Source organism: Vibrio sp. CAU 1672 (assembly GCF_029223195.1).
Classification (GTDB): Bacteria; Pseudomonadota; Gammaproteobacteria; order Enterobacterales; family Vibrionaceae; genus Vibrio.
In genome coordinates this window covers 131,269-152,366 of the sequence record NZ_JARHUF010000002.1, presented here as the reverse complement: position 1 = coordinate 152,366, position 21,098 = coordinate 131,269, and the positions used below count along the sequence as shown (strand labels likewise).

17 protein-coding genes and 1 pseudogene are annotated in these 21,098 nt (G+C 48.6%); 9 read left to right on the top strand and 9 right to left on the bottom strand.

What is annotated here, in order from left to right; all coding sequences use genetic code 11:
• Nucleotides 1–253: 253 nt before the first annotated feature.
• The gene (locus tag P2G85_RS02960) at nucleotides 254–1,603 is read right to left on the bottom strand and encodes a DEAD/DEAH box helicase (protein ID WP_275862626.1); all 1,350 of its coding nucleotides are present in this window, start codon (nucleotides 1,601–1,603) and stop codon (nucleotides 254–256) included.
• 424 nt (nucleotides 1,604–2,027) lie between these two features.
• Between P2G85_RS02960 and P2G85_RS02955 the strand changes: the two genes are divergently transcribed.
• Nucleotides 2,028–2,282, top strand: a complete 255-nt coding sequence (locus P2G85_RS02955) for an Lpp/OprI family alanine-zipper lipoprotein (protein ID WP_275862625.1) — start codon at nucleotides 2,028–2,030, stop codon at nucleotides 2,280–2,282.
• A 27-nt stretch (nucleotides 2,283–2,309) separates the two neighbouring features.
• Here P2G85_RS02955 and P2G85_RS02950 read toward each other — a convergent pair whose 3' ends face one another.
• Genes P2G85_RS02950 through P2G85_RS02935 form a run of 4 tightly spaced genes read right to left on the bottom strand, consistent with a single transcriptional unit; the run spans nucleotide 2,310 to nucleotide 6,411 of the window.
• Nucleotides 2,310–3,236, bottom strand: a complete 927-nt coding sequence (locus tag P2G85_RS02950) for a L,D-transpeptidase family protein (RefSeq protein ID WP_275862624.1) — start codon at nucleotides 3,234–3,236, stop codon at nucleotides 2,310–2,312.
• Between the two features lie 6 nt (nucleotides 3,237–3,242).
• Complete coding sequence (gene phrB, locus P2G85_RS02945) at nucleotides 3,243–4,652, bottom strand: deoxyribodipyrimidine photo-lyase (RefSeq protein WP_275862623.1); 1,410 nt, start codon at nucleotides 4,650–4,652, stop codon at nucleotides 3,243–3,245.
• 9 nt (nucleotides 4,653–4,661) lie between these two features.
• Nucleotides 4,662–5,471, bottom strand: coding sequence for a MerR family transcriptional regulator (locus P2G85_RS02940; RefSeq protein WP_275862622.1), 810 nt, complete (start codon nucleotides 5,469–5,471; stop codon nucleotides 4,662–4,664).
• The gene (locus P2G85_RS02935) at nucleotides 5,461–6,411 is read right to left on the bottom strand and encodes a DUF523 and DUF1722 domain-containing protein (RefSeq protein ID WP_275862621.1); all 951 of its coding nucleotides are present in this window, start codon (nucleotides 6,409–6,411) and stop codon (nucleotides 5,461–5,463) included. Before P2G85_RS02935 ends, P2G85_RS02940 begins: the two co-directional genes overlap by 11 nt.
• Before the next feature lie 397 nt (nucleotides 6,412–6,808).
• On the opposite strand from P2G85_RS02935, the gene deoD reads away from it, so the two are divergent.
• From deoD to P2G85_RS02900, 7 genes are all read left to right on the top strand, one after another.
• Nucleotides 6,809–7,519 (top strand): purine-nucleoside phosphorylase, encoded by a 711-nt coding sequence (deoD, locus tag P2G85_RS02930; RefSeq protein ID WP_005470284.1) that lies wholly within the window; start codon nucleotides 6,809–6,811, stop codon nucleotides 7,517–7,519.
• A 67-nt stretch (nucleotides 7,520–7,586) separates the two neighbouring features.
• On the top strand, nucleotides 7,587–9,056 hold the full coding sequence (locus tag P2G85_RS02925) for a lactate dehydrogenase (RefSeq protein ID WP_275862620.1): 1,470 nt from the start codon (nucleotides 7,587–7,589) through the stop codon (nucleotides 9,054–9,056).
• Between the two features lie 175 nt (nucleotides 9,057–9,231).
• Nucleotides 9,232–10,716: a hypothetical protein gene (locus P2G85_RS02920; protein ID WP_275862619.1), complete on the top strand. Its 1,485-nt coding sequence runs from the start codon at nucleotides 9,232–9,234 to the stop codon at nucleotides 10,714–10,716.
• Entirely contained in the window at nucleotides 10,700–12,280 is a 1,581-nt protein-coding gene (locus tag P2G85_RS02915; protein ID WP_275862618.1) for a GGDEF domain-containing protein, read from the top strand. The genes P2G85_RS02920 and P2G85_RS02915 overlap by 17 nt, the downstream gene beginning before the upstream one ends.
• Nucleotides 12,281–12,517: 237 nt before the next feature.
• The gene (locus tag P2G85_RS02910; protein WP_275862617.1) at nucleotides 12,518–12,898 is read left to right on the top strand and encodes a DUF3302 domain-containing protein; all 381 of its coding nucleotides are present in this window, start codon (nucleotides 12,518–12,520) and stop codon (nucleotides 12,896–12,898) included.
• Nucleotides 12,898–14,028 carry an HlyD family secretion protein gene (locus tag P2G85_RS02905; protein WP_275862616.1) on the top strand — a complete coding sequence of 377 codons (1,131 nt, stop codon included), beginning with the start codon at nucleotides 12,898–12,900 and terminating at the stop codon, nucleotides 14,026–14,028. Before P2G85_RS02910 ends, P2G85_RS02905 begins: the two co-directional genes overlap by 1 nt.
• 112 nt (nucleotides 14,029–14,140) lie before the next feature.
• On the top strand, nucleotides 14,141–14,689 hold the full coding sequence (locus P2G85_RS02900; RefSeq protein ID WP_275862615.1) for an ECF-type riboflavin transporter substrate-binding protein: 549 nt from the start codon (nucleotides 14,141–14,143) through the stop codon (nucleotides 14,687–14,689).
• A gap of 164 nt (nucleotides 14,690–14,853) precedes the next feature.
• Here P2G85_RS02900 and P2G85_RS02895 read toward each other — a convergent pair whose 3' ends face one another.
• The 3 genes from P2G85_RS02895 to P2G85_RS02885 form a co-directional block, all read right to left on the bottom strand.
• A complete protein-coding gene (locus P2G85_RS02895) occupies nucleotides 14,854–16,572 on the bottom strand; it encodes a monovalent cation:proton antiporter-2 (CPA2) family protein (RefSeq protein WP_275862614.1) in 1,719 nt (572 codons plus the stop codon).
• Nucleotides 16,573–17,113: 541 nt separating this feature from the next.
• Nucleotides 17,114–18,121: a phosphotransferase gene (locus P2G85_RS02890; protein ID WP_275862613.1), complete on the bottom strand. Its 1,008-nt coding sequence runs from the start codon at nucleotides 18,119–18,121 to the stop codon at nucleotides 17,114–17,116.
• Complete coding sequence (locus P2G85_RS02885; RefSeq protein ID WP_275862830.1) at nucleotides 18,118–18,393, bottom strand: GNAT family N-acetyltransferase; 276 nt, start codon at nucleotides 18,391–18,393, stop codon at nucleotides 18,118–18,120. Before P2G85_RS02885 ends, P2G85_RS02890 begins: the two co-directional genes overlap by 4 nt.
• A 158-nt stretch (nucleotides 18,394–18,551) precedes the next feature.
• On the opposite strand from P2G85_RS02885, the gene P2G85_RS02880 reads away from it, so the two are divergent.
• On the top strand, nucleotides 18,552–19,286 hold the full coding sequence (locus tag P2G85_RS02880) for a flagellar brake protein (RefSeq protein ID WP_275862829.1): 735 nt from the start codon (nucleotides 18,552–18,554) through the stop codon (nucleotides 19,284–19,286).
• Between the two features lie 105 nt (nucleotides 19,287–19,391).
• Here the strand turns inward: P2G85_RS02880 and P2G85_RS02875 are convergent.
• Nucleotides 19,392–20,972: pseudogene (locus P2G85_RS02875) on the bottom strand (methyl-accepting chemotaxis protein).
• Between the last annotated feature and the right edge of the window lie 126 nt (nucleotides 20,973–21,098).

The following is a 21,098-nucleotide window of genomic DNA, read 5'->3' as shown; positions in this document are numbered from 1 at the left end:
TAGAATTAATATATTGGCCGCATTCTGCCTGTAAATAAAAATGATATCAATTCTCATTTTAATTTTTTGCGAGATTATTTGTATTTCCACACAAGCAAACGCTTGCCTGGTTGATATTTACGCAAAAACAATAGCTTGTACAAGACGAAGCAAAATAAAACGACCGCTACGACTAAATTACAGGCATAAAAAAATCCGAGTGCATCACCCGGATTTTTTCGTTCATATCGACTCAATCAGTGCTGATTGCGACTTAATCTTCAGAGTCAGATGCCGCTGGCTTCTTCTTCTTCGGAATAAAGACGTTGTCACCCACAGCCACATTTTGGAAGAAACTCTTGTCACGCTTAACCGGTTTTTTCGCCGCTTTCTTCGTTTGTGGACGGGCTTTCTTCGCGTTGCTGGCATTCTTGTTACGGTAATCTGGCTTACGCGGTTTTAAACCTTTAAATTTGCCTTTCAAGCCTTCCAGCTCAGAGAAGCTCAGATCTTGCTGCAGGTACGCTTCAACGCGCTTGAAGCTGTCCCAGTCCTTTGGTCCAACCAAAGAAATCGCATCACCTTTATTGCCCGCCCGGCCGGTTCGCCCCACTCGGTGTACATACTCTTCAGTATGCTTCGGCATATCAAAGTTGATCACGTGAGTCACCGTGGAAATATCCAGTCCTCGTGACGCCACATCCGTCGTAACCAAAATTTTAAATACGGCACGCTCAAACTGGCTCATGATGGTGTTACGCTGCGTCTGATTCAGATTACCACTCAGCGCAATCGCTTTAAGCTTCTTCTCGTTCAGCTTGGCGGTCAAACGATCGGTATCGGCGCGGGTAGCGGTAAAGATGATAACCTGACGGTATTCCTCTTCTTCCAGCACACGCTCAAGAATTGCTTCTTTATGATCCAGATGATCACACAAATAGAATCGCTGCGTGATGTCTTGGTGCTGTTCATTCGACACACCCACTGCGATGCGTTTAGGGGCATTAAGCATCTCGGCCGCAATATCATTGACCTCAGCGTGATCCAGCGTGGCAGAAAACATCAGCGTCTGGCGACGACGATGTTTTGCTGCATTGTGAATACGACGCAGCTCTGGTGCAAAACCAAGGTCGAGCATGCGATCGGCTTCATCGAGGATCAAGGTTTCCAGACCATCCAGATAAAGTGAACGATGCTCAAGGTGGTCAGCAAGACGCCCCGGTGTTGCCACAATGAACTTCGGATAACGACGAAGAGCTTTAACCTGATCGTTAAAGTTCTCACCACCTAAAATCAATGTCGCATCGTAGGATAAACCGCCCAGCATTGTACGCAGTTCACCATACACCTGTTTGGCGAGTTCGCGGGTTGGCGTCAAAATGACTGCCCGCGGGTCTTTGGCTGAAAAAGATTTTGTCTTCAGTGACTTATGCAGCATTGGCAATACAAAAGCTAAAGTCTTACCCGAACCGGTTTTAGAAGATGCCAACAGATCTTTTCCGGCAATCGCGACAGGAATCGCTTTGCGCTGGATCTCTGTTGGTTTATTAAAGTCGTAATGTTTTAGGTTCTTCAACAATCGGTTGTCTAGGCCCAGATCTTTAAATTGCAAAGTATTCTCCAATAGTTCATTAGGCGTCGGAACTCTCTACACATGTCGTTTGGGCTCTGACGCAGCAAAAAATAAAAGCCCGTTATAATAACGCAAATCGTATGAGTATAGATAGAGATCACACAATATAAATGTGTAATAGCCAGAAAGTTTCACCAATGAAACTTTCATTTATACCAATATCGTCTAAATTATTGATAGCAGGAATGTAGTAAAATTTTCATTCGGACATGCAAAAGCCGGAGCTCGCCAAGAAAGAACAACCGGATAATGTAAGCGTAAAGTCAGCAAGTGGCTCAGGTTCTCTATGAAATTCTTGGATTTTTTTAACTTTTGCTCCATCATGTCCTGATAAAATGTGTCTACATTTTACTTCGCTACTATATGAGACAGAATTTATAGAGCGTGACTTTCACTATAAGCAAGGAGTTCTTATATGAACAAAACGTTGATCGCAGCTGCAGCAACTTCAGTACTTCTACTAGCCGGTTGTGCTTCTTCTGATGAAGCGGTAACTGCTAATGCTGCAAAACTTGATGAACTGAGCAACCAGATTAGCCAACTAAGCCAGGACGTACAAATGCTTAAATCTGACGTTCAAAAATCAGGTGACGCGGCTATGGCAGCTCAAGAAGAAGCGGCACGTGCTAACGAGCGTATCGACAACATCGCTCAATCTTACACTAAGTAAGGCCGCTCCCCGCGCCCTTTCATTTTGTCAGGGTGCGGTGATTTCTACCGGGATGCCATTTTGTGCGGCAATCGTCGCCTTGGCCTTGGTATTTTCCAAACCAGACGCCCGTAACCACCATCCCAGCTCCTTGGGAAAAATCAGATGATCCTTCTCCCCGTTACTGCGGGTCAGTGGCTCATGCGCTTCCATAAATACGCTTCGGTCTGGCTCCAGGCTCACTTTAACCGGTTGATTGATTACCTGAACACTATCTCCCACAGAGACATGTTGAAATAGCCATTCGATATCTTCCGGGTTCATACGAATACAGCCGGCACTAACACGCATTCCAATGCCAAAGTCTTTATTAGTGCCGTGGATCAGGTATTCACCCTGACCAAAAGCTAAACGGAGAGCGAACATGCCAAGTGGATTTTCCGGGCCGGCAGGAACCACAGCGGGCAGCTCGATTCCTTTTGCCCGGTATTCCGCACGAATAGAAGCCGGTGGTGTCCAGGTCGGATTAGGCCGCTTCTGGCTGATGCGTGTGGTCATCACCGGCGTATCGCGCCCGATACGGCCAATGCCCACCGGGAACACATGCACGACATTCTCTTCCGGCGGGAAATAATACAGCCTCAGTTCCGCCAGGTTAATCACAATGCCTTCACGCGGCGTATCCGGAAGAATCAGCTGAGTTGGGATGGTCAATACATGCCCCTCATCCGGCAAAAACGGATCCACACCTTTATTGGTGGCCATTAAAGCCAGCATGCCAACCTGATAGTCTTGGGCAATAGTGGCCATGGTCTGGCCTTCTTCAACAATATGATGCTTTAACCGACCGATAACCCGGCCACCGTCGCTGGGCAATTGATACATTTTGGCCAGAGAAACACCACTAAACAATGAGAGTGACAGTAACAGCAGGGTACGTTTTGCAACATTCATCGGTCGCAGCTTGGGTGGCATCTGGCTCTAATCCTTTGCGTTTTTGAACAATTGCAAGGTTATCTCTCTTTCTGTCTTATGATCAACCATTGGTGTGTGATAATCCAGTAAAGAAAAGTCCGGCCACAACCAGGGTTTATGGATGTACTTGTCAGGTACACAGCTGAGTTCAGGCACCCACTTACGGACGAAGTCCCCTTTAGGGTCAAACTTTTCTCCCTGGCTGATAGGATTAAAGATCCTGAAATAGGGTTGACCATCACACCCGGTCGAGGCGGACCACTGCCATCCGCCGTTGTTGGCCGCAAAATCCCCGTCTATCAGCTTACTCATGAAATAACGCTCGCCCATGCGCCAGTCAATATGCAGATCCTTGGTCAGAAAACTGGCGACAATCATACGTAAGCGGTTATGCATCCATCCGCTCTGGTTTAACTGGCGCATGGCTGCGTCGACAATAGGATAGCCCGTTTGGCCATTTGTCCAGCGCTCAAATTGCTGTTCATCATAAGACCACTGAATACGTTCTTCCCAAGGGACAAAGCCTTTGCCTTTCACCAGTTTGGGTTCAAATACCAGCAAATGTTGATAAAACTCACGCCAGATAAGTTCGCTTAACCAGGTCGATTTACCCTCTGTCAGATCGGTATGGAGATTATCGGCATATAGGCGCGCGGCACACTGTCTGGCTGACAATGCACCAATGGCTAAGTAGGGCGATAACAGGCTGGTTCCGTCGACAGCCGGCATATCCCGCAAAGCATGGTATTGATCGCTGCGTTCACGGGTAAACGTACGCAGCTTTGCGACAATCTCTTGAGTTGAAACCGGCCAGGCGCTGCTGTCATCCCGTGGGTAAGTAAAAACGACCTCGGGATGATAGCGATCAACATGCCGCTCCAGCGCTTCACCGAGCGCCTTCTGTGGATGGGGTTTACCTATGGCGGGTAACTGGAAATGTTGCAGCCAGGCGCGTTTGAATGGTGTAAATACTTTGAAGTAGTGCCCTTGTTTGTTCAACACACTTGCGGGAGCATGAATGCACTTGTCCTCAAAACAGGTCAGAGTGATACCTTTAGCGGCCAGCAGCTCTTGTGCCTGTTGATCCCGCTGCCGTTCATTAACTTCATAATCGGCATTCACCATCACTTGAGAAACCTGCAGTGATGTCGCCCAATCAAGGATGGCCTTGCCACACTCGGCATAGTCTGTCACCTCCTTGTACAACAGCGGCACATTCAACCGGCTGAGCTCACGATCCAACTCAACCAGGCGCCGGGCAATCAAGTCCGCCTGAATCGGTGCCATTGCGTGTCGCCGCCATTGCTCCGGCGTCGCTAAGTAGCCGGCAACCACCGGCTGCCCGCTCTCAAGTGCCGCTTGCAGCGCCGTATGGTCTAACGTCCTGATATCACGGCGGTACCACACCAAAATCATGCCAGCTCCTTACCCTGTTATAGTTGGATGTAATTTCTCAATCACCTGAGAGTAGTCAAACTTGTCCGGATACTGCTCACGTAACGTTTGCAATACCTCACACTGCTTAACTGGTAAGGCATTGTTAGAAAAAACATGTACGCGCTCGTAGCGGTGCACCACATCATGTTCAATCAAACCGGCCAGGTCATCCACGCCATCTATCATCGTGATATGGTAACCCTGAGAGCACAGCCTGACCGCCTGAATCCAACTCTCCGCAGCACGCGTTTGCTCATAACACAACAACAGACATTTGCCTTTGCTCGCTGCTTTATTTTCCGCATCGACGATCAACATTAACCGAGTGACCAGACAAGTTTGGAACAGCCCATACTGGAGAGAACGCAAGGCACCTTTTACTCGCTCTAACGCATCAAAAATAGGGGCCACAAACTGCTCAGTCACAATATCAAACGGGTAGTCTTTCAGTACCGAAGCAAGCAAGCTTTCACTCCTGCCACGATTAAGCTGAGCCAACGCCTGTAACATCAGTTCCACTTCTTCTAGGGGCTGTTGCCGGGTGCTGTAAGCTGGTACGCTCTCTCTTCCGAGCAAGTCTTTAACTTTACCAATTGACACTCCCTTGGCCAGCCAGCCCTGTACTTCACGAATCGTATTTAGATCCTGCTCGCGGTATAAACGGTGGCCTTTTTCGGTACGCTTGGGCTGAATCAGGTTGTAACGTCTCTGCCAGGCACGAAGCGTAACCGGTTTTACCCCGGTCAACTCAGAGACTTCGCGAATGGCATACATTTTTTCTTCTTGGCTACAGACCATAACGTAATCTCATCTCTTGTGGATGTGGTTGTAAGAATGATTGTTTGGCTAAATACTCATCCGGATAGGAGTTCAAATAATGTTTGATCAGCGTGAGTGGCGCCAGCAACGGCAGCACGCCTACACGGTAGTCGTGGATCACGGTCGCCAGTTCAGCTTTCTGCTCTTTAGTCAGCGAACGTTTAAAGTAACCCTGCAAATGCATCAGTACATTGGTATTGTTCTTACGGCTTGCCCGGTGCGACAGCGCTTGCATCAAGCCTAAGCGATATTGGTTAAAAAATTCGTCCAACTCATACTCCGCCACCCTGGCAACCAGACGACCAAGAACACGATAGGAATCCGGATGGTGCGCCATTAGCGTTAGCTTATGACGCGAATGAAAATCGATGATTTTTGCCGGCGACGGTTCACCGCCCATCGAGGTATAGAAGTCACTCAGGGAAAAGACGCGCGTAATAAAGTTCTCTTTCAATACCGGATCGTTAAGACGTCCATCCTCTTCAACTGGCAACCACGGCATCTTGTTCATTAACGTCTGGGTATACAACCCTACCCCATCCTTGGCCGCATTATGTTTGGTGTAAACCTTGACGCGTTCCATACCGCAGGTCGGTGATTTGGCACAAACAATGTAACCACACAGCTGTTCGTTTTGTAACTCATCAACTTTAGCCGCAGAGTATGACAACATTCCTTGTGTGTGGTCACGCTCAGGATTCTTGGTTTCCACCAAGGCAATACGCTCTGCCTCGGAGATCAGCCGAATCGTAGGCCTTGGCACCGGCATGCCCATCCCGACCTCAGGGCAAACCGAAACAAACTCAAAAAACTGACTCAATTCTTTGGTGACAAAATTGCTAACTTTATGCCCGGAGTCAAATCTCACCTTTTCACCAAGCACACAAGAGCTGATACCCACTTTAATTACAGAACCCATAATTGCATACTCCTATACAAAAGTCCGTCTTGTACAAGGTATAGCAGCCTCACTAAAATTGTACAAGAATTTTTTACGTACAAGTTAATCGTTTTACTTGATATTTGAAGTCTTCGATCACCCTTAAAAACAAATATTTCTCAATCGAAATTGCCTTGTTTGAGCACTTTATCGTCCAATCGAGCATTAGCGAATCGATTGCCTTTTTGCTTTCAACAGAATTAGTTATCAACGTAAATAATTGACATAAAAAGGATAGGTTTTGTGACAAATCTCTCAAGAGATGATTGCAGCGCCCGATATTATTGCCTCAACGAAAACGAACAAGTTCAACAGAATTGGTAATAGCATTCTATACTAGATGTGTCTTACCGGAATAAAACTTTGGAGAGCACTTATGGCAACCCCACACATTAACGCACAACCAGGTGATTTCGCTGAAACAGTCCTAATGCCAGGCGACCCACTACGCGCAAAATACATCGCAGAAACGTTTCTTGAAGATGTAAAACAAGTTTGTGACGTTCGTAACATGTTCGGCTTCACTGGCACATACAAAGGCAAAAAAGTTTCTGTTATGGGCCACGGTATGGGTATCCCATCTTGCTGTATCTACGTACACGAGCTAATCGCTGAGTACGGTGTGAAAAACGTAATCCGTGTAGGTAGCTGTGGTGCAGTACGTGACGACGTTAACCTAATGGACGTTGTTATCGGTATGGGTGCTTCTACAGACTCAAAAGTTAACCGTATCCGCTTTAACAACCACGACTTCGCAGCGATCGCTGATTACGGTCTTCTGGAAGAAGCAGTTAACCAAGCACGCGCTCAAGAAGTACCAGTTAAAGTAGGTAACGTATTCTCTGCTGACCTATTCTACACACCAGAAGCTGACATCTTCGAGAAGATGGAAAAACTGGGCATCCTGGGTGTAGACATGGAAGCGGCTGGTATCTACGGCGTGGCTGCAGACCTAGGCGCGAAAGCTCTGACTATCCTGACGGTTTCTGACCACATCATCCGTGGTGAAAAACTAAGCTCTGAAGAGCGTCAAAAGTCGTTCAACGACATGATGAAAGTTGCTCTGGAAACAGCAATCAACATCTAAGAATTATTAAGCAGTAACTTGCAGCCGGAGCCTGACCGGCTGCCAGATTTATCCCGAGGGGGCGATTGTGTCTAACGGCAAACTGCCAAAAGACGCAGATGGGTTACAACTCAACTTTTGTAAAACATTGGCGTGTGACAACTTTGGATTGAGTGATGCAAAGCATTACGTTTTGCAACATGCTAACCCTAAGCGTCCGGCGATGGTATGCCGTGAATGTGGAGCTTTCCCCCCCTTACTTAATAACCGTGACGTGGTCAATGAACTACATCGTTTAAGACACGTACACGGCGATGGACTACCGGCATGTCGCAACGACGAGTGTGATAACTTCGGCCTGTCAGTTCATACCCATAAACATCTCTACCATGCTTTTGGCTATAGTGGTGACCGCCAGCGTTATCGCTGTAAAGCCTGTCAAAGCACATTTGTTGACAAATGGTCTGGTACCAATAAAAAACTGCAATTTCAAGAAAACCTGATGGGCTTGTTGTTCACCGGGTATTCGGTACGAGAAATTTGCCGCAAACTGAGCATCAATCCCAAAACTTTCTACGACCACGTGGTGCATATTGCCAGTCGGTGTCGGCGTAAACTGGCCACTATTGACGCTCGCTGGGTCAATCATGCCCGCTCTTATGAGCTTGCTTCCCACTACATGCCGCTGCAACCCAACAGCGACAATGGCGTGTACTGGATCGTCTCCGGAGAAGCGCATTCCGGCTACATTTTATGCCAGCATGTCAATTACTCCGCCGATGAAGAACCGCTAGGCAGTGTCGATCATAACCCATACGATCCAATCTCGCGCTTTGTTTCACGAGAGTTCAAAGCGGAAGCCAGCGAAGCGCCACCTGCTCCATCACCGCTATTACGTGAGCGTATTGATCAGAAGTACCAGACAATTTTGGCCCGGGCGAATGTGGAAGATCCGCTCGGTAATATGGCCGTATTCCACTACCCATCAAAAGGCGCGTTAATTCGTCCGCCTTACACCTCGTACGCCCACTATTTGCACGTAATGGATATGTGCAACTCAGAAAAGCGGGTCTCGATCTATATGCCACAAGATCCATTTTTGCGTTCAGCGGCACTTAGTGTATGTCTGAAGCGCATTCAGCAAAATAACGTTGATCTGATGTATGTCGACGAGGATCCGGGCTGGGACATGAATATCCCATTTGGCAAAATCGATATCGCTTATATGAGTTGGTGGCGTGACCGTTGGGCTATCTCCAGTCAACAAGACAGCCAAAAAGGCATTTGCTACCTGGCTGGCGATAACAATGATCCTTCCGCCTGGTTCAGTGTCGCCACAACTCGCCACATTCAGTTTTACCAGAGCCGCTTCCAACTGCTGTTTGAAAGCTTTATCAACGAACCTCGTCGCAAATTAAGGCCTGCTGGATTACTACCTCTTTTAGATATTTTCAGAGCTTGGCATAATTTGTGCTACCAAGATAAACAGGGACTCACGGCCGCTCAAAGGCTGAATGTTACCGATGCGCCACTGACCATTAAGCAGCTTTTATCCTAGTCGGGTAACACCTTAGTCATGAAAGTGTGGTAAATGGTTGCTGACTTAGGTATAACTCACACTTGGAATACCTTAAGTCATGTTATTATCTGGCGTGAATCCCATAGGTTAACAAATGCAACTGGCTACATAATTATAGGTGCTGTTTTAAACACAATAGTCGTGGGTGTGATCATTGGATAAAAACCAATTTCAGATAGAGGCTGAGCTTCAAGCGATAAAAGGACAAATAAAGTCCATTCCCGAAAAAGCGTTGCAAATTGCTGAGCAGTGCCGCGTTCGTGCAGAACAGATTCTGTATGTCGAAGGGGAAATTCAAGCGCTCATCATCATGTCACACAGCTGTTGGTGCCTGATGGAATACCGTCAGGGGCTAAAGTGGATCAAAGAAGCCTTTAAGAAGCAAAATCAACTCGATACTGACGAATGCCTACCTGAAATCCTGCACCTTTTTGCCCTCCAGTACTGGGGACAGGCGAAATATTACTCCGCCCAGCAATATTGGATCAATGCTCTTGAGCAATCAGCACTGGTCGATGACGTTGAAATACAAGTTGAAGCTCTCATCGGGCTAGGTAATGTCTGGCGCATTACTAACGAGCACAATATGGCGGCTGCAACCCACTCTCTCGCGGTAAGAGTTGCAAATAATGAACGGATTGCCTGGTTGGAAGGCAAAGCGCGTATTCTGTTAGCCTGGGATTATTACCTGCTCAACAACTATCTGGAAATGCTGACCGTACTGGATGGTGCAGCAGAAGTGCTGCAAAATCATCACGATAATACCTGGCAGGCAGAAATCTGGGACTTCCGGGGCTTGGCGTTGCTCGGGCTGGAACGGCTCGACGCCGCGGAAGAGGCCAACCAGAAAGCACATCAACTCGCCATTGAGCACGATCTAACCTGGATGAAAGCGCACTCATTTATCAGCCGGGCCAGGCTGGAACTACTGAGGAAAAATCCAGATAATGCTGCTCAGCTATTGGTCATGGCAGAAAAATCGGCGCAGTCGTTCGATAATGGTGAATTACTCAGCCAAATTTGCTTCCAACAGTCTCGGGTTTGTGAAGAACAAGGCGATCATCAGGCAGCCTTGCACGCTTTTAGAAAATACCGGAAATACGCGTTGCAGATGCTCAAAGAGCAAAACCACCGGGTTAGTATGGATAAAGCACGCAGTTCTAAACGGCAACTCGAGCAACGAGCGCGCAAGCTCATCAATCGCATTCGCGCCCACTATGAATACGATCCGGAGAAACAGCTTTCCAACGTTGTGTCAGAAACCTACTGGTGGGAACAACTGGTCTTATTCAAAACCGAATTAAAGCAATCCAATCATGCCGTGATCATGATTCGACATGACGATCCGGCGTTTCTCGATGTTTGTACTGAACTGGTCCACTCCCTCTCAACCTCCAGTGACCTGATTTCCCGCTTGAGCACTGATCGCCTGGCGATGCTTATTGCCGATAAAGGCCAGGCCGCCGAAGATCTGTATCGTGTTATTTGTTCGATGATCGAGCTTTATCCCTGGAGCCGCCGCGGACTAAAAGGACCGAAACCATCGTTGTATTTGCAGGATATTCTGACTTTCCCTTTCACCTTAGAGCAGTTGGAAGAGAGCCATATAGAGGTAATGAAAAATGGAACAACTGCTTAACAAAGTCAGCGATGCCGGCATGGATCCCTCTGCCGTTTCTGGCGAAGAAGCGATCATTTTATGGGATCACATTCGTCAGCATTTGGCTTCTTCCAACCGTGAACGGGCGTGTTGCTACATTATCAGCGCAGAATATCGCTTCCGGTTAAAGCAATTGAATGAAAGCGTCGAGGAACTCCGCCAGGCACTCAATTTGCTCGAACTGCCAGCAGATGCTGCCGATATCCTGATGATCAAAGAAAGCCTGAGTGAACGGCTCGTCGAGCAAGGCAATTACAGCGCAGCACTGAATGAGTACGTCTCATCAACCAACATTGCGGTTGAGCACGGTTATATTGACCACTATGTCCGGGCGATTATCGGCTTAGGTAACCTCTGCGATATCTATGGTGACCACAATCGCGCCCTGCGCTACTACCAGAAAATCGACGGCATTGATCATGCCATAGAGAGCCGCTCATTACGCTTGCGCTACAAGCTCTACATGCTCGCTTGCTTAATCCACCAGCAACGCGCCACAAGCGCCTCGGAACTATTACGTGAGTGTGAAGAACTGAGTATTTTGGTCAGTGACAAAACACTCACCGGCCAAATCCGCCTCTATCAGGCTAAGCTGCATCGGTTGCAGAAACAGTATCACGAAGCGCTGTCTGCAATCTCGAAAATCCAATATACCGCTGGCAATATCCATACCAACTGGCTGTCGACCATGGTGAAGATGGAAACGGCATTTTGTCTTAACGAGCTCGGGCACCAGTCACTGGCCAATGTGATGCTTGACTCAGCGGGTAAACGGGTAGAAAAGCACGGTTCACCCACCATCACCAAGCGCTTTTTTGATGCGATGAGCCAAATCTGCGCCTCTCAGGGACAGTTTGAAAAAGCGCTGCGCTATGAGAAAAAAGCGTTCAGGGTTGAAACGGATCTGATCAAACACATCCCAATGAGTGAACTGGGCCCGGCCCAACTGCGCCGCCTATCCCGTTTTGAACTGCAGCTTAAGCTGATAATGTCCGAGATTGAAAACAAAGAGTTGAAAGAAACCACCCAGCAACATAAAAACACCGTGGCCCAACTCCAGCAGGACGTGTTCACCGATCCGTTGACTTCATTACACAACCGCCGCTGGTTGGAAGTAAAACTCAAAGATCTATTGCTCCACGACACACCATTTGCATTGTTGGTGATTGATATTGATCACTTCAAGTCAATCAATGATGAGTTGAGCCACTTAATTGGTGATCAAGCGATCAAGCATGTATCCAAAGAGCTGGCGAGCTATTTTAAGTTCCGTGGAGCCTCTTGTGTCCGCTTCGGCGGGGAAGAGTTTTTGGTCATTCTCGAAAACAGCAAACTGGAAGCAGCCAACATGCATGCCGAAAACTACCGGCAACGTATTTATCAGTATGGCTGGCATGAAATTCTCGGCGAAAGGGGGCTGACGGTGTCTGTCGGCGTCACCCTCCACCGCGAAGGGGAAAACACCCAGCGTACTTTTTATCGTGCCGATAAAGCCCTTTACCGGGCCAAAGCCAATGGCCGTAACCAAGTGTGCTCGGAGTAATCTGATACGCCCTCCGCACTCCTTATCAGGCAGCGCCGTTTCTACAAACTGACGCGACAGCCGATACAACCATTTCCTACCATGAAGAGAACGGGTTAACCGCGCGCAATTAATGCACCATATCTCATAAGCGGAAGTAATATTACCCGTGTCGCTTGATTCACCTGTATTTGTATCAAATACTTAAAAAATCAATTCACCTGTTTTTCCGTCTAGCAATCAGTACAAGGAAGTATGATGTTTTTAGATTATTTTGCACTTGGGCTGCTCATCTTCGTTGCTCTTGTGATTTTTTACGGCGTCATCGTTATTCATGACATCCCATATGAAATAGCCAAGGAACGTGAGCATCCCCACCAGGACGCGATTCACTATGCCGGCTGGGTAAGCCTGTTCACACTCCATGCGCTATGGCCGTTCCTATGGATTTGGGCAACGTTATGGCGTAAAGAGCGCGGATGGGGCTTTAAACAGCTGGAGCAAGAAACGCACGATATTCATCACCGGGTAGAGGCGTTGGTGGATGAGGTCCGCCAGCTAAAACAAGAGGTGAACACCCTCAAGAAACAAGCTCACCCACCGCAAACCACCACCAATGACGCACAGGAGAATCAATAATGGATTTACTACTGATCCTGACATACGCTGCACTGTGCATCGCCATCTTCAAAATTTTCAAAATTCCACTCAATAAATGGACGGTGCCAACCGCCGTGTTAGGTGGCGTGGTGCTTATTGGCACATTAATCCTGCTGATGAACTACAACCACCCCTTCACCCAGTTGGGCAATCAGGTGTTCTCAACCACGCCCATTGTCTCCGGGGTACGCGGGCGCGTGATTGAAGTGCCGGTCACACCGAATCAGCCTTTACGTCAGGGGGATGTCCTGTTTCGCATTGATCCGGTGCCTTATGAAGCTGAAGTGGCAAAACTGCGGGCGAAAGTCAAAGAAGCCAGTCAAGGCGCGCTGGGGTTAGAGTCCGACGTTCAGGAGGCGCAGGCTGTACTGCTCAAAGCGACCGCAGAGCGGGACAAAGCCCAACGTGAGTTCAACCGTTACCAGCGTGGTTTTGATCGCGGGGCCTTTACTGAGCAACAACTTGATACCCGACGCCAAGCCTACAAAGCGGCCCAAGCCGCAGTTGAAGTAGCCCAGTCACAACTGGAACAGCGCCAAATTGCCCTCAACTCTGAAATCGGTGGGGAGAACACCCAGGTGGCTCAGTTACTGGCGGAGTTGCGTCAGGCAGAGTTTGATTTGGAGCAAACCGTCGTGCGCGCTCCAACCGAGGGCTATGTGACTCAGTTGGCACTTCGACCGGGGGTTATGGCGGTACCCCTGCCACTCGCGCCGGTCATGACTTTTGTGCATACCGAACAGCGGATCTACACCGGGGCATTTCGCCAGAACTCGCTCCAGCGTATCAAGCCCGGTTATGAAGCCGAGTTTATGTTCCGGGCACTACCGGGAAAGGTGTTTAAAGGAGAGGTCATAGAGGTGCTGCCCGCGATTGGTGAGAGCCAGTTTCAGGCCCGGGGGGCACTGTTCGGTACCGAGGCATTGCGCACCAGTGGCCGGGTATTTGTGACCCTGAAGATCACCGACGATATGTCACAATACCAACTGCCACTAGGAACTGCGGTAGAAGTCGCGGTCTACTCTGACCGCTTCACCCATGTATCCGTGATGCGTAAGGTGCTGATCCGGATGAAGAGCTGGCAAAACTACCTTTATTTGGATCATTAGAGGCAAAGTGATATCCGCCGATCGCCATCAATCAGGGGCTGAGTTTCAGCCCCTGAGCCAGAAGCAAAATGCCGTGCGTAAGAGCCCACCCGATACTTTGACGGAGATGCCTATGAACCTAACCACCAAGCCTGTTGTCGCGCTCGCCATCGGCATCGCCCTATACGGGATCGGAGGCCTGCCGATGTTTGGCCTGCCCGTCTATGCCAATACCACCTTAAAACCAGCAATCATCATACTGGCCCTGTTCTCGGTCATGTTTGGCCCTCTGATAGGGTTACTGATCGGGTTTGTTGGTCACTGGATTACGGATTTTTTTGCCGGATGGGGCGTCTGGATGAGCTGGGTGGTGGGCTCGGGCATCGTTGGTTTCATCATCGGCTTCTTTCCGCTCCTGACGCGTCACCGTCTTGTACAAGGCAAGTTTAACCAGCGCGACTTTATTCTGTTTGTCCTGCTGGCACTGTTAGCAAACCTGTTAGGATACGGATGCGCCGCCTATTTTGATATCACCCTGTATGCGGAGCCGGCGCCTAAGGTCTTCACCCAGCTAGCCATCACAACCGTGGGCAATACCCTGCTTATCGCCTTTGCCGGCTACTTTTTCCTCAAGTCCCTCGCAAAAAGAAGCAAAGCCAATCCAGCCTCGCCACACAGGTAGCAGGAAGGTAAACGGGTGGGACACAGCGAACGACATTCGCGGCTAGCCCCGGCGCAATGCGCGTGTTTCATTGCCCGCACTACACTTGTATGGGCCGAAGAGCCATGTAAGCTAAAGTGGCCTTTAGTCCACTTTTATCAACCAAGCTATCTATTTTACTCCGTTCATTGGTCCTCATTCCGATTAACTTGCTTGTAGTAATCCTTGCGAAATTGCTCAAGCGCAATCGCAATTTCCGATGCTTCAACACCAATATGAAGTAAAGCAGCATGAGCAAGCTCGGCGCTAGCCTCGAGAGTTTCCGAAACGGTATAGTATGCTCCGAGCGATCTTAGATCATGGCATTTAATCAGGTCATGCCCCCGCGCAAAAATAGCAATCTCAGGAGCGGAAGAGTGAAGCGAAGCGACGATTTTCTCCGTTACACCCGGATCATTGATGGCGACAATCACAAACGGCGCATTAGTCGCCCCGACCGCACGCAGTACCTGGAGACTTTGCACGTCTCCGAAATACACAGGCTTACCTTTTGAGCGTTCTCGCGCCACAAGGGACTCATCACTATCAATTGCAAGATAAGGGACTTTCATCAATTCCATAATATGACCAATCCGATGGCCCATTCTTCCAAACCCTACAATAATGACCGGCTGCGTATGTTGCTGATGCTTGCCGACATCAGCATATTGCATGGTTACCGGGGGCCTGCGCGAAGCCGAAAATACCCGATAAGCGACTTTATCCAGCACCGGGGTAATGAGCATAGTCAGCAGGACAACAATGAGTAGGTGTTGAAACAAAACCTCTTCCAGCACAGCCAAACTTTTCGCGACGGCAAATAATACTAAAGCAAACTCACCACTTTGTGACAAAAGGATGGCAACGGCAACGGATGCCTGCGCCTTGATTCCGAACACACGAGATAAGGGCCAGAGAATCAGAAACTTAAGCGTCATGAGCGTAACAGCAACACCGACCAGCACAAGAGGATACTCTAAGAAGTGAACAATATTTAATGACATCCCCATTGACATAAAAAACAGCCCAAGCAGCAAACCTCTAAAGGGCTGAACCTCTGCGATGATTTGATGACGATACGATGAGTCAGCAATCAATAACCCCGCAACAAACGCCCCCATGGCCATCGACAAACCGATTCTTTCCATCGCGTATGCCGCTCCCAATACCAAAAGTAACGCGGATGCAGTAAATATTTCGGGTGATCCAAACCGGGAAAGCAGGTTCAGCAAGGGGGTTAAAATATAGCGGGTAAAGACAATAATGAAACAAAGAATGATGAAAGCCTCGGCCAGTACGAGGGAAATATCTTCGACGATAGTAAATTCAGGCTCGGCCATAAACGTTACAAAAACCAGTAACGGAACCACCGCCAGATCTTGTAGGAGCAATACAGCGACTGAAGCTCTGCCGTATTCTGAGGAGAGCATGTGCCTTTCCGATAACAGCTGAAGAACAAAGGCCGTTGAAGATAAAGATAACGAGAGCCCGATTAAAAGGGAAGCTTCCCAGGAAGCATCCAGGATTTCATGTGCAACAACCGTGATGATCCCTCCTGTGATCAACACCTGAGCGGCGCCAAGCCCTAACACCAATCGCCTGATGTGCCAAAGGCTCGATGGCTTAATTTCCATGCCAATAATAAACAATAAAAGAATGACACCAAACTCAGCCAACTGGGCAACTTCATCGTAATCCTGGATATAGCCCAGCCCCGACGGACCGATCATTGCGCCTGCGACCAAAAAGCCCGGGATAGCCCCAAATTTCAAGTATTGAAACACCGGGACAGCTATGACTGCCGCCAACAAAAGAATGATGATATCGACTAAATATCCGCTATTCACAGGCAAGCTCTTATCCATGATGAGCAACCAGAGTACCCCAGCCCTTCAACAATGAAGCCTCACTTGAGCACTCTATTAATAGAATTATATATCCTAAGCAAACAAGTTTATCAGGAGGGAAAAAATATCTGGCTGATTACATTGCCCGGGCAAATAAGACGTTCGCCAGTATAAGAACATTAAATCGACTGTTAGGCCAAGGTATCACGGGCTTCATTTATCCAATTTTGATAAATGAGAACCTCGACTCAGGCAATAATCATGGGAGCAGAGTAATCAGAAACCACAACTTAAATAATAGAGCAATTGCTGATTGACCAGGATCGGACTGACCATACACCGCTTGCGGTTAACTCCAGCGCAGTACTCATGGCAATCCCTTATTTTGCATTGCCACTATAATAGCGTCATGCATAACAATACCGCAACAAATGCCCATGACCAGGCACCACACCGGTTAGTCGGCTGAATTACCAGGTAAGGCGATGCAATACTGCTGACATCCTGCCAGCTACAAGCGCCATTCCGGGTAGCGGACACCCGCAATCCCCCTGATCATTCAATCGGCACCGCCCGGAGATGCAGCGTGAACGCCTTTCAGTTCTTTGAGCGCTCGCGCCGTAAGTGATTCAGTATAAGGATTGATCTTCCAGTGTTCCGGGCTCCAGCCTTTGACAAAACGCTGAAAGTCGGCCCAGGCAAGTGCGAACAGAGGCCGCCACGCTTGTTCAACACTGGCACGATTCAGTGACGGCTGATAACGCGCCAATGCTGTTTCGAGTGCATCAAAGTAGCAGTCCAGTACCCAGTGCTCCATCTGCTCGCAAGCTTGCGGCTCAACCGCACTGCTCATAAACAGCGCCACGTCTTTCATCGCACAGCCGTGGCCAACATATTGGAAATCGACGGCTGCGGCTTGGTTGCCATCCGGGGTAAAACAAAAGTTGGCCAGTTTGGCATCGCCATGCACCAAGGTCGGGTAGCAGGCACTGCGCAAGGTTTGATCAATCAACCGTGCGTGGCACTTCAACTCTTCATCACTTAAAGCCTGCCATTCATCAGGGCGCGTATCTAAATGCCAATAGGTACCGGTTTCCCACAACTGCCGGGTTTGACAGCCAATAAAGCGGGCATGAAAGTTTGCCAGCCAGGTCAGGCATGCGCGCAAATGGGTTTTATTTGCTTGTTTGATCGTATCCGGGAATCCGGCCTGGGCAAGATCTTCCATCACAATCAGCCACTCATGTTCTGTCTGACGGCACATTAATCCCACAGGAGCTCGCCATTGAGCGTCGGTCAGCAAACTAAAGTGCTGATACCAGTTGACTTCCACCTGATAAGAACGCAGTTTTCTTTGGTGAGAGCGATCTGTGTTCCATCCTCTCGGGTGGGCAGAAGGTTTAGGCAAGCCTACGTGCTTGACAATCACGTTACGCTCGGCAAAATGCAGCCGTACCAGTTCACCATAGCCTCCCCACAGGCTCTGAATGACACCAGCAGAGTGTACTGTGCCCAATTTTAACTCTTGGCCAATTTGTTGATACAGCGGATGAATCACAGCTCTCATGCCAGTAAATGGGCCCACTGCTTATTACGCTCAAAATAGTGGACAACATAAGGGCATACCGGGACGACCTTCAAGTTAAGCGATTCAATTTCGGCCAGTAGCGCTTCCATCATGATCTTGCCATAGCCTTTACCCCGTAATGGCTCGGGTACTACCGTTGAAGTAATATGCAACACAGAGCCATGTTGCTCATAGAGAACCTTGGCCTGATACTCTTTAACCAAATCGACCCAAAAGCAGTGATGTTCTGCGTCGTGCACTACATGAAACATCATCCAGCTCCCATTTTTTACATGTGATTCATTGAATCAAATGATATCACTGCATAGAATTATTGCCATGTTTCAAGTCAGTCCGACTTAAAACCAATGCTTATAGATATAAAAGCCTGTAAAGCGCAGTGTTTGCAGGAATAAAAGCGATACCCATGATGGCTAGAAGTAACGAAAACAAGCAAGGGGCAGCGGATACCCTTACCCAGCGGCGACAGGCGACAGTACTCAACAGCACCGACGCTATGGCAATGGTAGAACATGGCAGCGAAGTCACGCTCAATGTGACCACCCCTGTCGGCACCAAATATATCACCACCAGCACTTTTGTCGGTTGCCACAGCAACAATACCGCGCTGATAGAAATTCCCAACATCTCTGATGAAGATCTCAGGTTCTATTTTCAGGAAGGGTTCTGGTTAAGCGTTAAAGCCTATTCTCACCGGGGCGAAGGGGCCGTGATTCCGTTTCGTGCCCAGCTTCAGCATCGGCTTGGAGCCCCCTATCCGCTGTTGATATTGGCGCTGCCAAATACGATGCAGGTATTTCAACTCCGTAAAGAGACCCGTTATGAAGTCAACCTCGATGCACGCCTGCATCTGAGTGATTATCGTACTGAGTGTGAAATCCGGGATTTGTCACGAGGTGGCTGCCGGATCATCACCTCACCCATGAGCCGGCCATTGCAGCCTCAGGACAAGGTATCACTGGATGTGGTCATTAACCAGCGGGGCGGACCAATGCTATTGGCACTTAAAGGGCGAATTTGCAACATCCAGAAATCGGTCCATCATGCACGCTACGGGATCGAGTTTGATGATTTTGGTAAAGCCAATGCCAAAACGTTGCTTGGCCATCTCAAGTTCGACGGTACCAGGCTGACGCTCAAATGAGTCACGCACTGACATAAAAAAAGCGCCCTTCGGCGCTTTTTTATGTGGTCAGCATAATTACAGTTTAAAGAAGCTCAATTGCTCTTTCTGTTTTTCTGCTAATAGTCAAAGTTCCGTACTCGCACTGGCACTTTGACTAATGCCTGCCACATTTTGGTTCACCAGCTCAGACATGTTTACTACGTTACGGTTGATGTCTTGCGTCACTTGTGACTGCTCTTCCGCTGCCGTGGCAACCTGAGTGTTCGAATCATTGATGTTGGTAACCGACTCGGTAATTCCAACCAGCGCATCATTAGCTTGTTGGGTCAGTTCATTATTACGGACCAACATTTCCAGACTTACTTGCATACTGTCATTTGCTAAACCGGATTGCGCCTGCAGTTCTTCAATGATCGTCTGGATCTCTTGCGTAGATTCCTGAGTACGGGCTGCCAGCATACGCACTTCGTCGGCAACCACGGCAAAACCGCGCCCCGATTCCCCGGCACGTGCCGCTTCAATCGCCGCATTCAGTGCCAGCAGGTTAGTTTGCTCCGATACGCCGCGAATTACCTCGATAACATCATTAATCTGTACCGATTGCTCTTTAAGACGAGTAACCACTTGTGCTGCATCATTCAGCGCTTGTGACATCTGCTCGCTAGCCTGAGCACTCTCCTGGAAAATCGCCAGACCTGATTTAGCCAGACCATCTGCTTCACGCGCTGTTGAATCCGCTGAGGTCGCGTTATCACTCACATTATCCGCCGTACTCGCCAGCTCATTCACCGCCGATGCCACCTGTTCAATTTCCATCAACTCTTGTTGTGCGTTGGCTTCCGCTTGGGTCATCACCGCTGCCAACTCTGTTGAGACAGATGCCACTTCTTCGCTGATACGCATGAGTGCATCTACGGTATCGTGTAACTGGGTCGCGGTTTGGTTAACATCTTTGCTAAGGTGCGCAATTTCATTGTCACCCTCGACATCAGCACGGACCGACAGATCCCCACCAGCCAGATGGCGCATCACGCCCTGCAGTTTTTGGATCGGGGTGACAATAATGCCTGATAAGAACCACGCTCCTAACAGTGAAACAATGAACACCACCAAAATACTCAGCATAGCATTGGTTTGTACCCGTTGATTTTCGCGTTCACTGTGCGCCATTTTCTCGGTCATCAGCTTATTCACACGCTGCGACAGGGTATTGATGGAGTTCACCATCTCGTTGCCCACCTGACGATATTTGCTGATAAAGCGATCGTATTCCGCGCTGGAAACCAGCCCCTAATCACGACGATTCAGGAACGGCACCGAACGGCTCGAGTAATCGACATAAGCAGTGATTGCGCGGCGAACCAGTTCCACTTCATTTTGAAAGTCTTGTTCTTGCGCGATGGTATTTAAATCTTTATCAATTTGGTTTACCACCGACTTAAGTTCATCACTGAATGTGTCACGGCGGTTTGCATCATAGATGGCATACACGGCACTGATTCGCAACGGATAAACCTGATCATCAATATGTGCCAGTGCATCTTTGTAAAACACCAATGACTCGGCATTAGACGTCATGGCCTCTTGTTCTGCTTGCAGATTGTTTTTGGTGATCCACAGTGCGATGAACAACGAAAAAGCGGTAAACAGTACCGGGATAAGGTTCTGGGTACGTATCGAGAGATTTTTTAAAGAAAACTGCATGATTAACCTCAAGTGATAGGTATCTGCTTCCATGCCGTGGGATGCTTCCCAACAGAATAAGTAACAGGCGCACTATTAGAGGTAGATAACACATCTGTCCAGATTAAAAAGCCATCAAATTCATGA

What these genes read in the sequence shown, in the direction of transcription:
- P2G85_RS02950 (WP_275862624.1), bottom strand. Translation starts at nt 3,236, where the DNA reads ATGCCACCCAAGCTGCGACCGATGAATGTTGCAAAACGTACCCTGCTG.
- P2G85_RS02895 (WP_275862614.1), bottom strand. Translation starts at nt 16,572, where the DNA reads ATGGATAAGAGCTTGCCTGTGAATAGCGGATATTTAGTCGATATCATC.
- P2G85_RS02915 (WP_275862618.1), top strand. Translation starts at nt 10,700, where the DNA reads ATGGAACAACTGCTTAACAAAGTCAGCGATGCCGGCATGGATCCCTCT.
- P2G85_RS02880 (WP_275862829.1), top strand. Translation starts at nt 18,552, where the DNA reads ATGGCTAGAAGTAACGAAAACAAGCAAGGGGCAGCGGATACCCTTACC.
- P2G85_RS02940 (WP_275862622.1), bottom strand. Translation starts at nt 5,471, where the DNA reads ATGGTCTGTAGCCAAGAAGAAAAAATGTATGCCATTCGCGAAGTCTCT.
- P2G85_RS02935 (WP_275862621.1), bottom strand. Translation starts at nt 6,411, where the DNA reads ATGGGTTCTGTAATTAAAGTGGGTATCAGCTCTTGTGTGCTTGGTGAA.
- P2G85_RS02885 (WP_275862830.1), bottom strand. Translation starts at nt 18,393, where the DNA reads ATGTTTCATGTAGTGCACGACGCAGAACATCACTGCTTTTGGGTCGAT.
- P2G85_RS02910 (WP_275862617.1), top strand. Translation starts at nt 12,518, where the DNA reads ATGTTTTTAGATTATTTTGCACTTGGGCTGCTCATCTTCGTTGCTCTT.
- P2G85_RS02905 (WP_275862616.1), top strand. Translation starts at nt 12,898, where the DNA reads ATGGATTTACTACTGATCCTGACATACGCTGCACTGTGCATCGCCATC.
- phrB (WP_275862623.1), bottom strand. Translation starts at nt 4,652, where the DNA reads ATGATTTTGGTGTGGTACCGCCGTGATATCAGGACGTTAGACCATACG.
- P2G85_RS02955 (WP_275862625.1), top strand. Translation starts at nt 2,028, where the DNA reads ATGAACAAAACGTTGATCGCAGCTGCAGCAACTTCAGTACTTCTACTA.
- P2G85_RS02900 (WP_275862615.1), top strand. Translation starts at nt 14,141, where the DNA reads ATGAACCTAACCACCAAGCCTGTTGTCGCGCTCGCCATCGGCATCGCC.
- P2G85_RS02890 (WP_275862613.1), bottom strand. Translation starts at nt 18,121, where the DNA reads ATGAGAGCTGTGATTCATCCGCTGTATCAACAAATTGGCCAAGAGTTA.
- deoD (WP_005470284.1), top strand. Translation starts at nt 6,809, where the DNA reads ATGGCAACCCCACACATTAACGCACAACCAGGTGATTTCGCTGAAACA.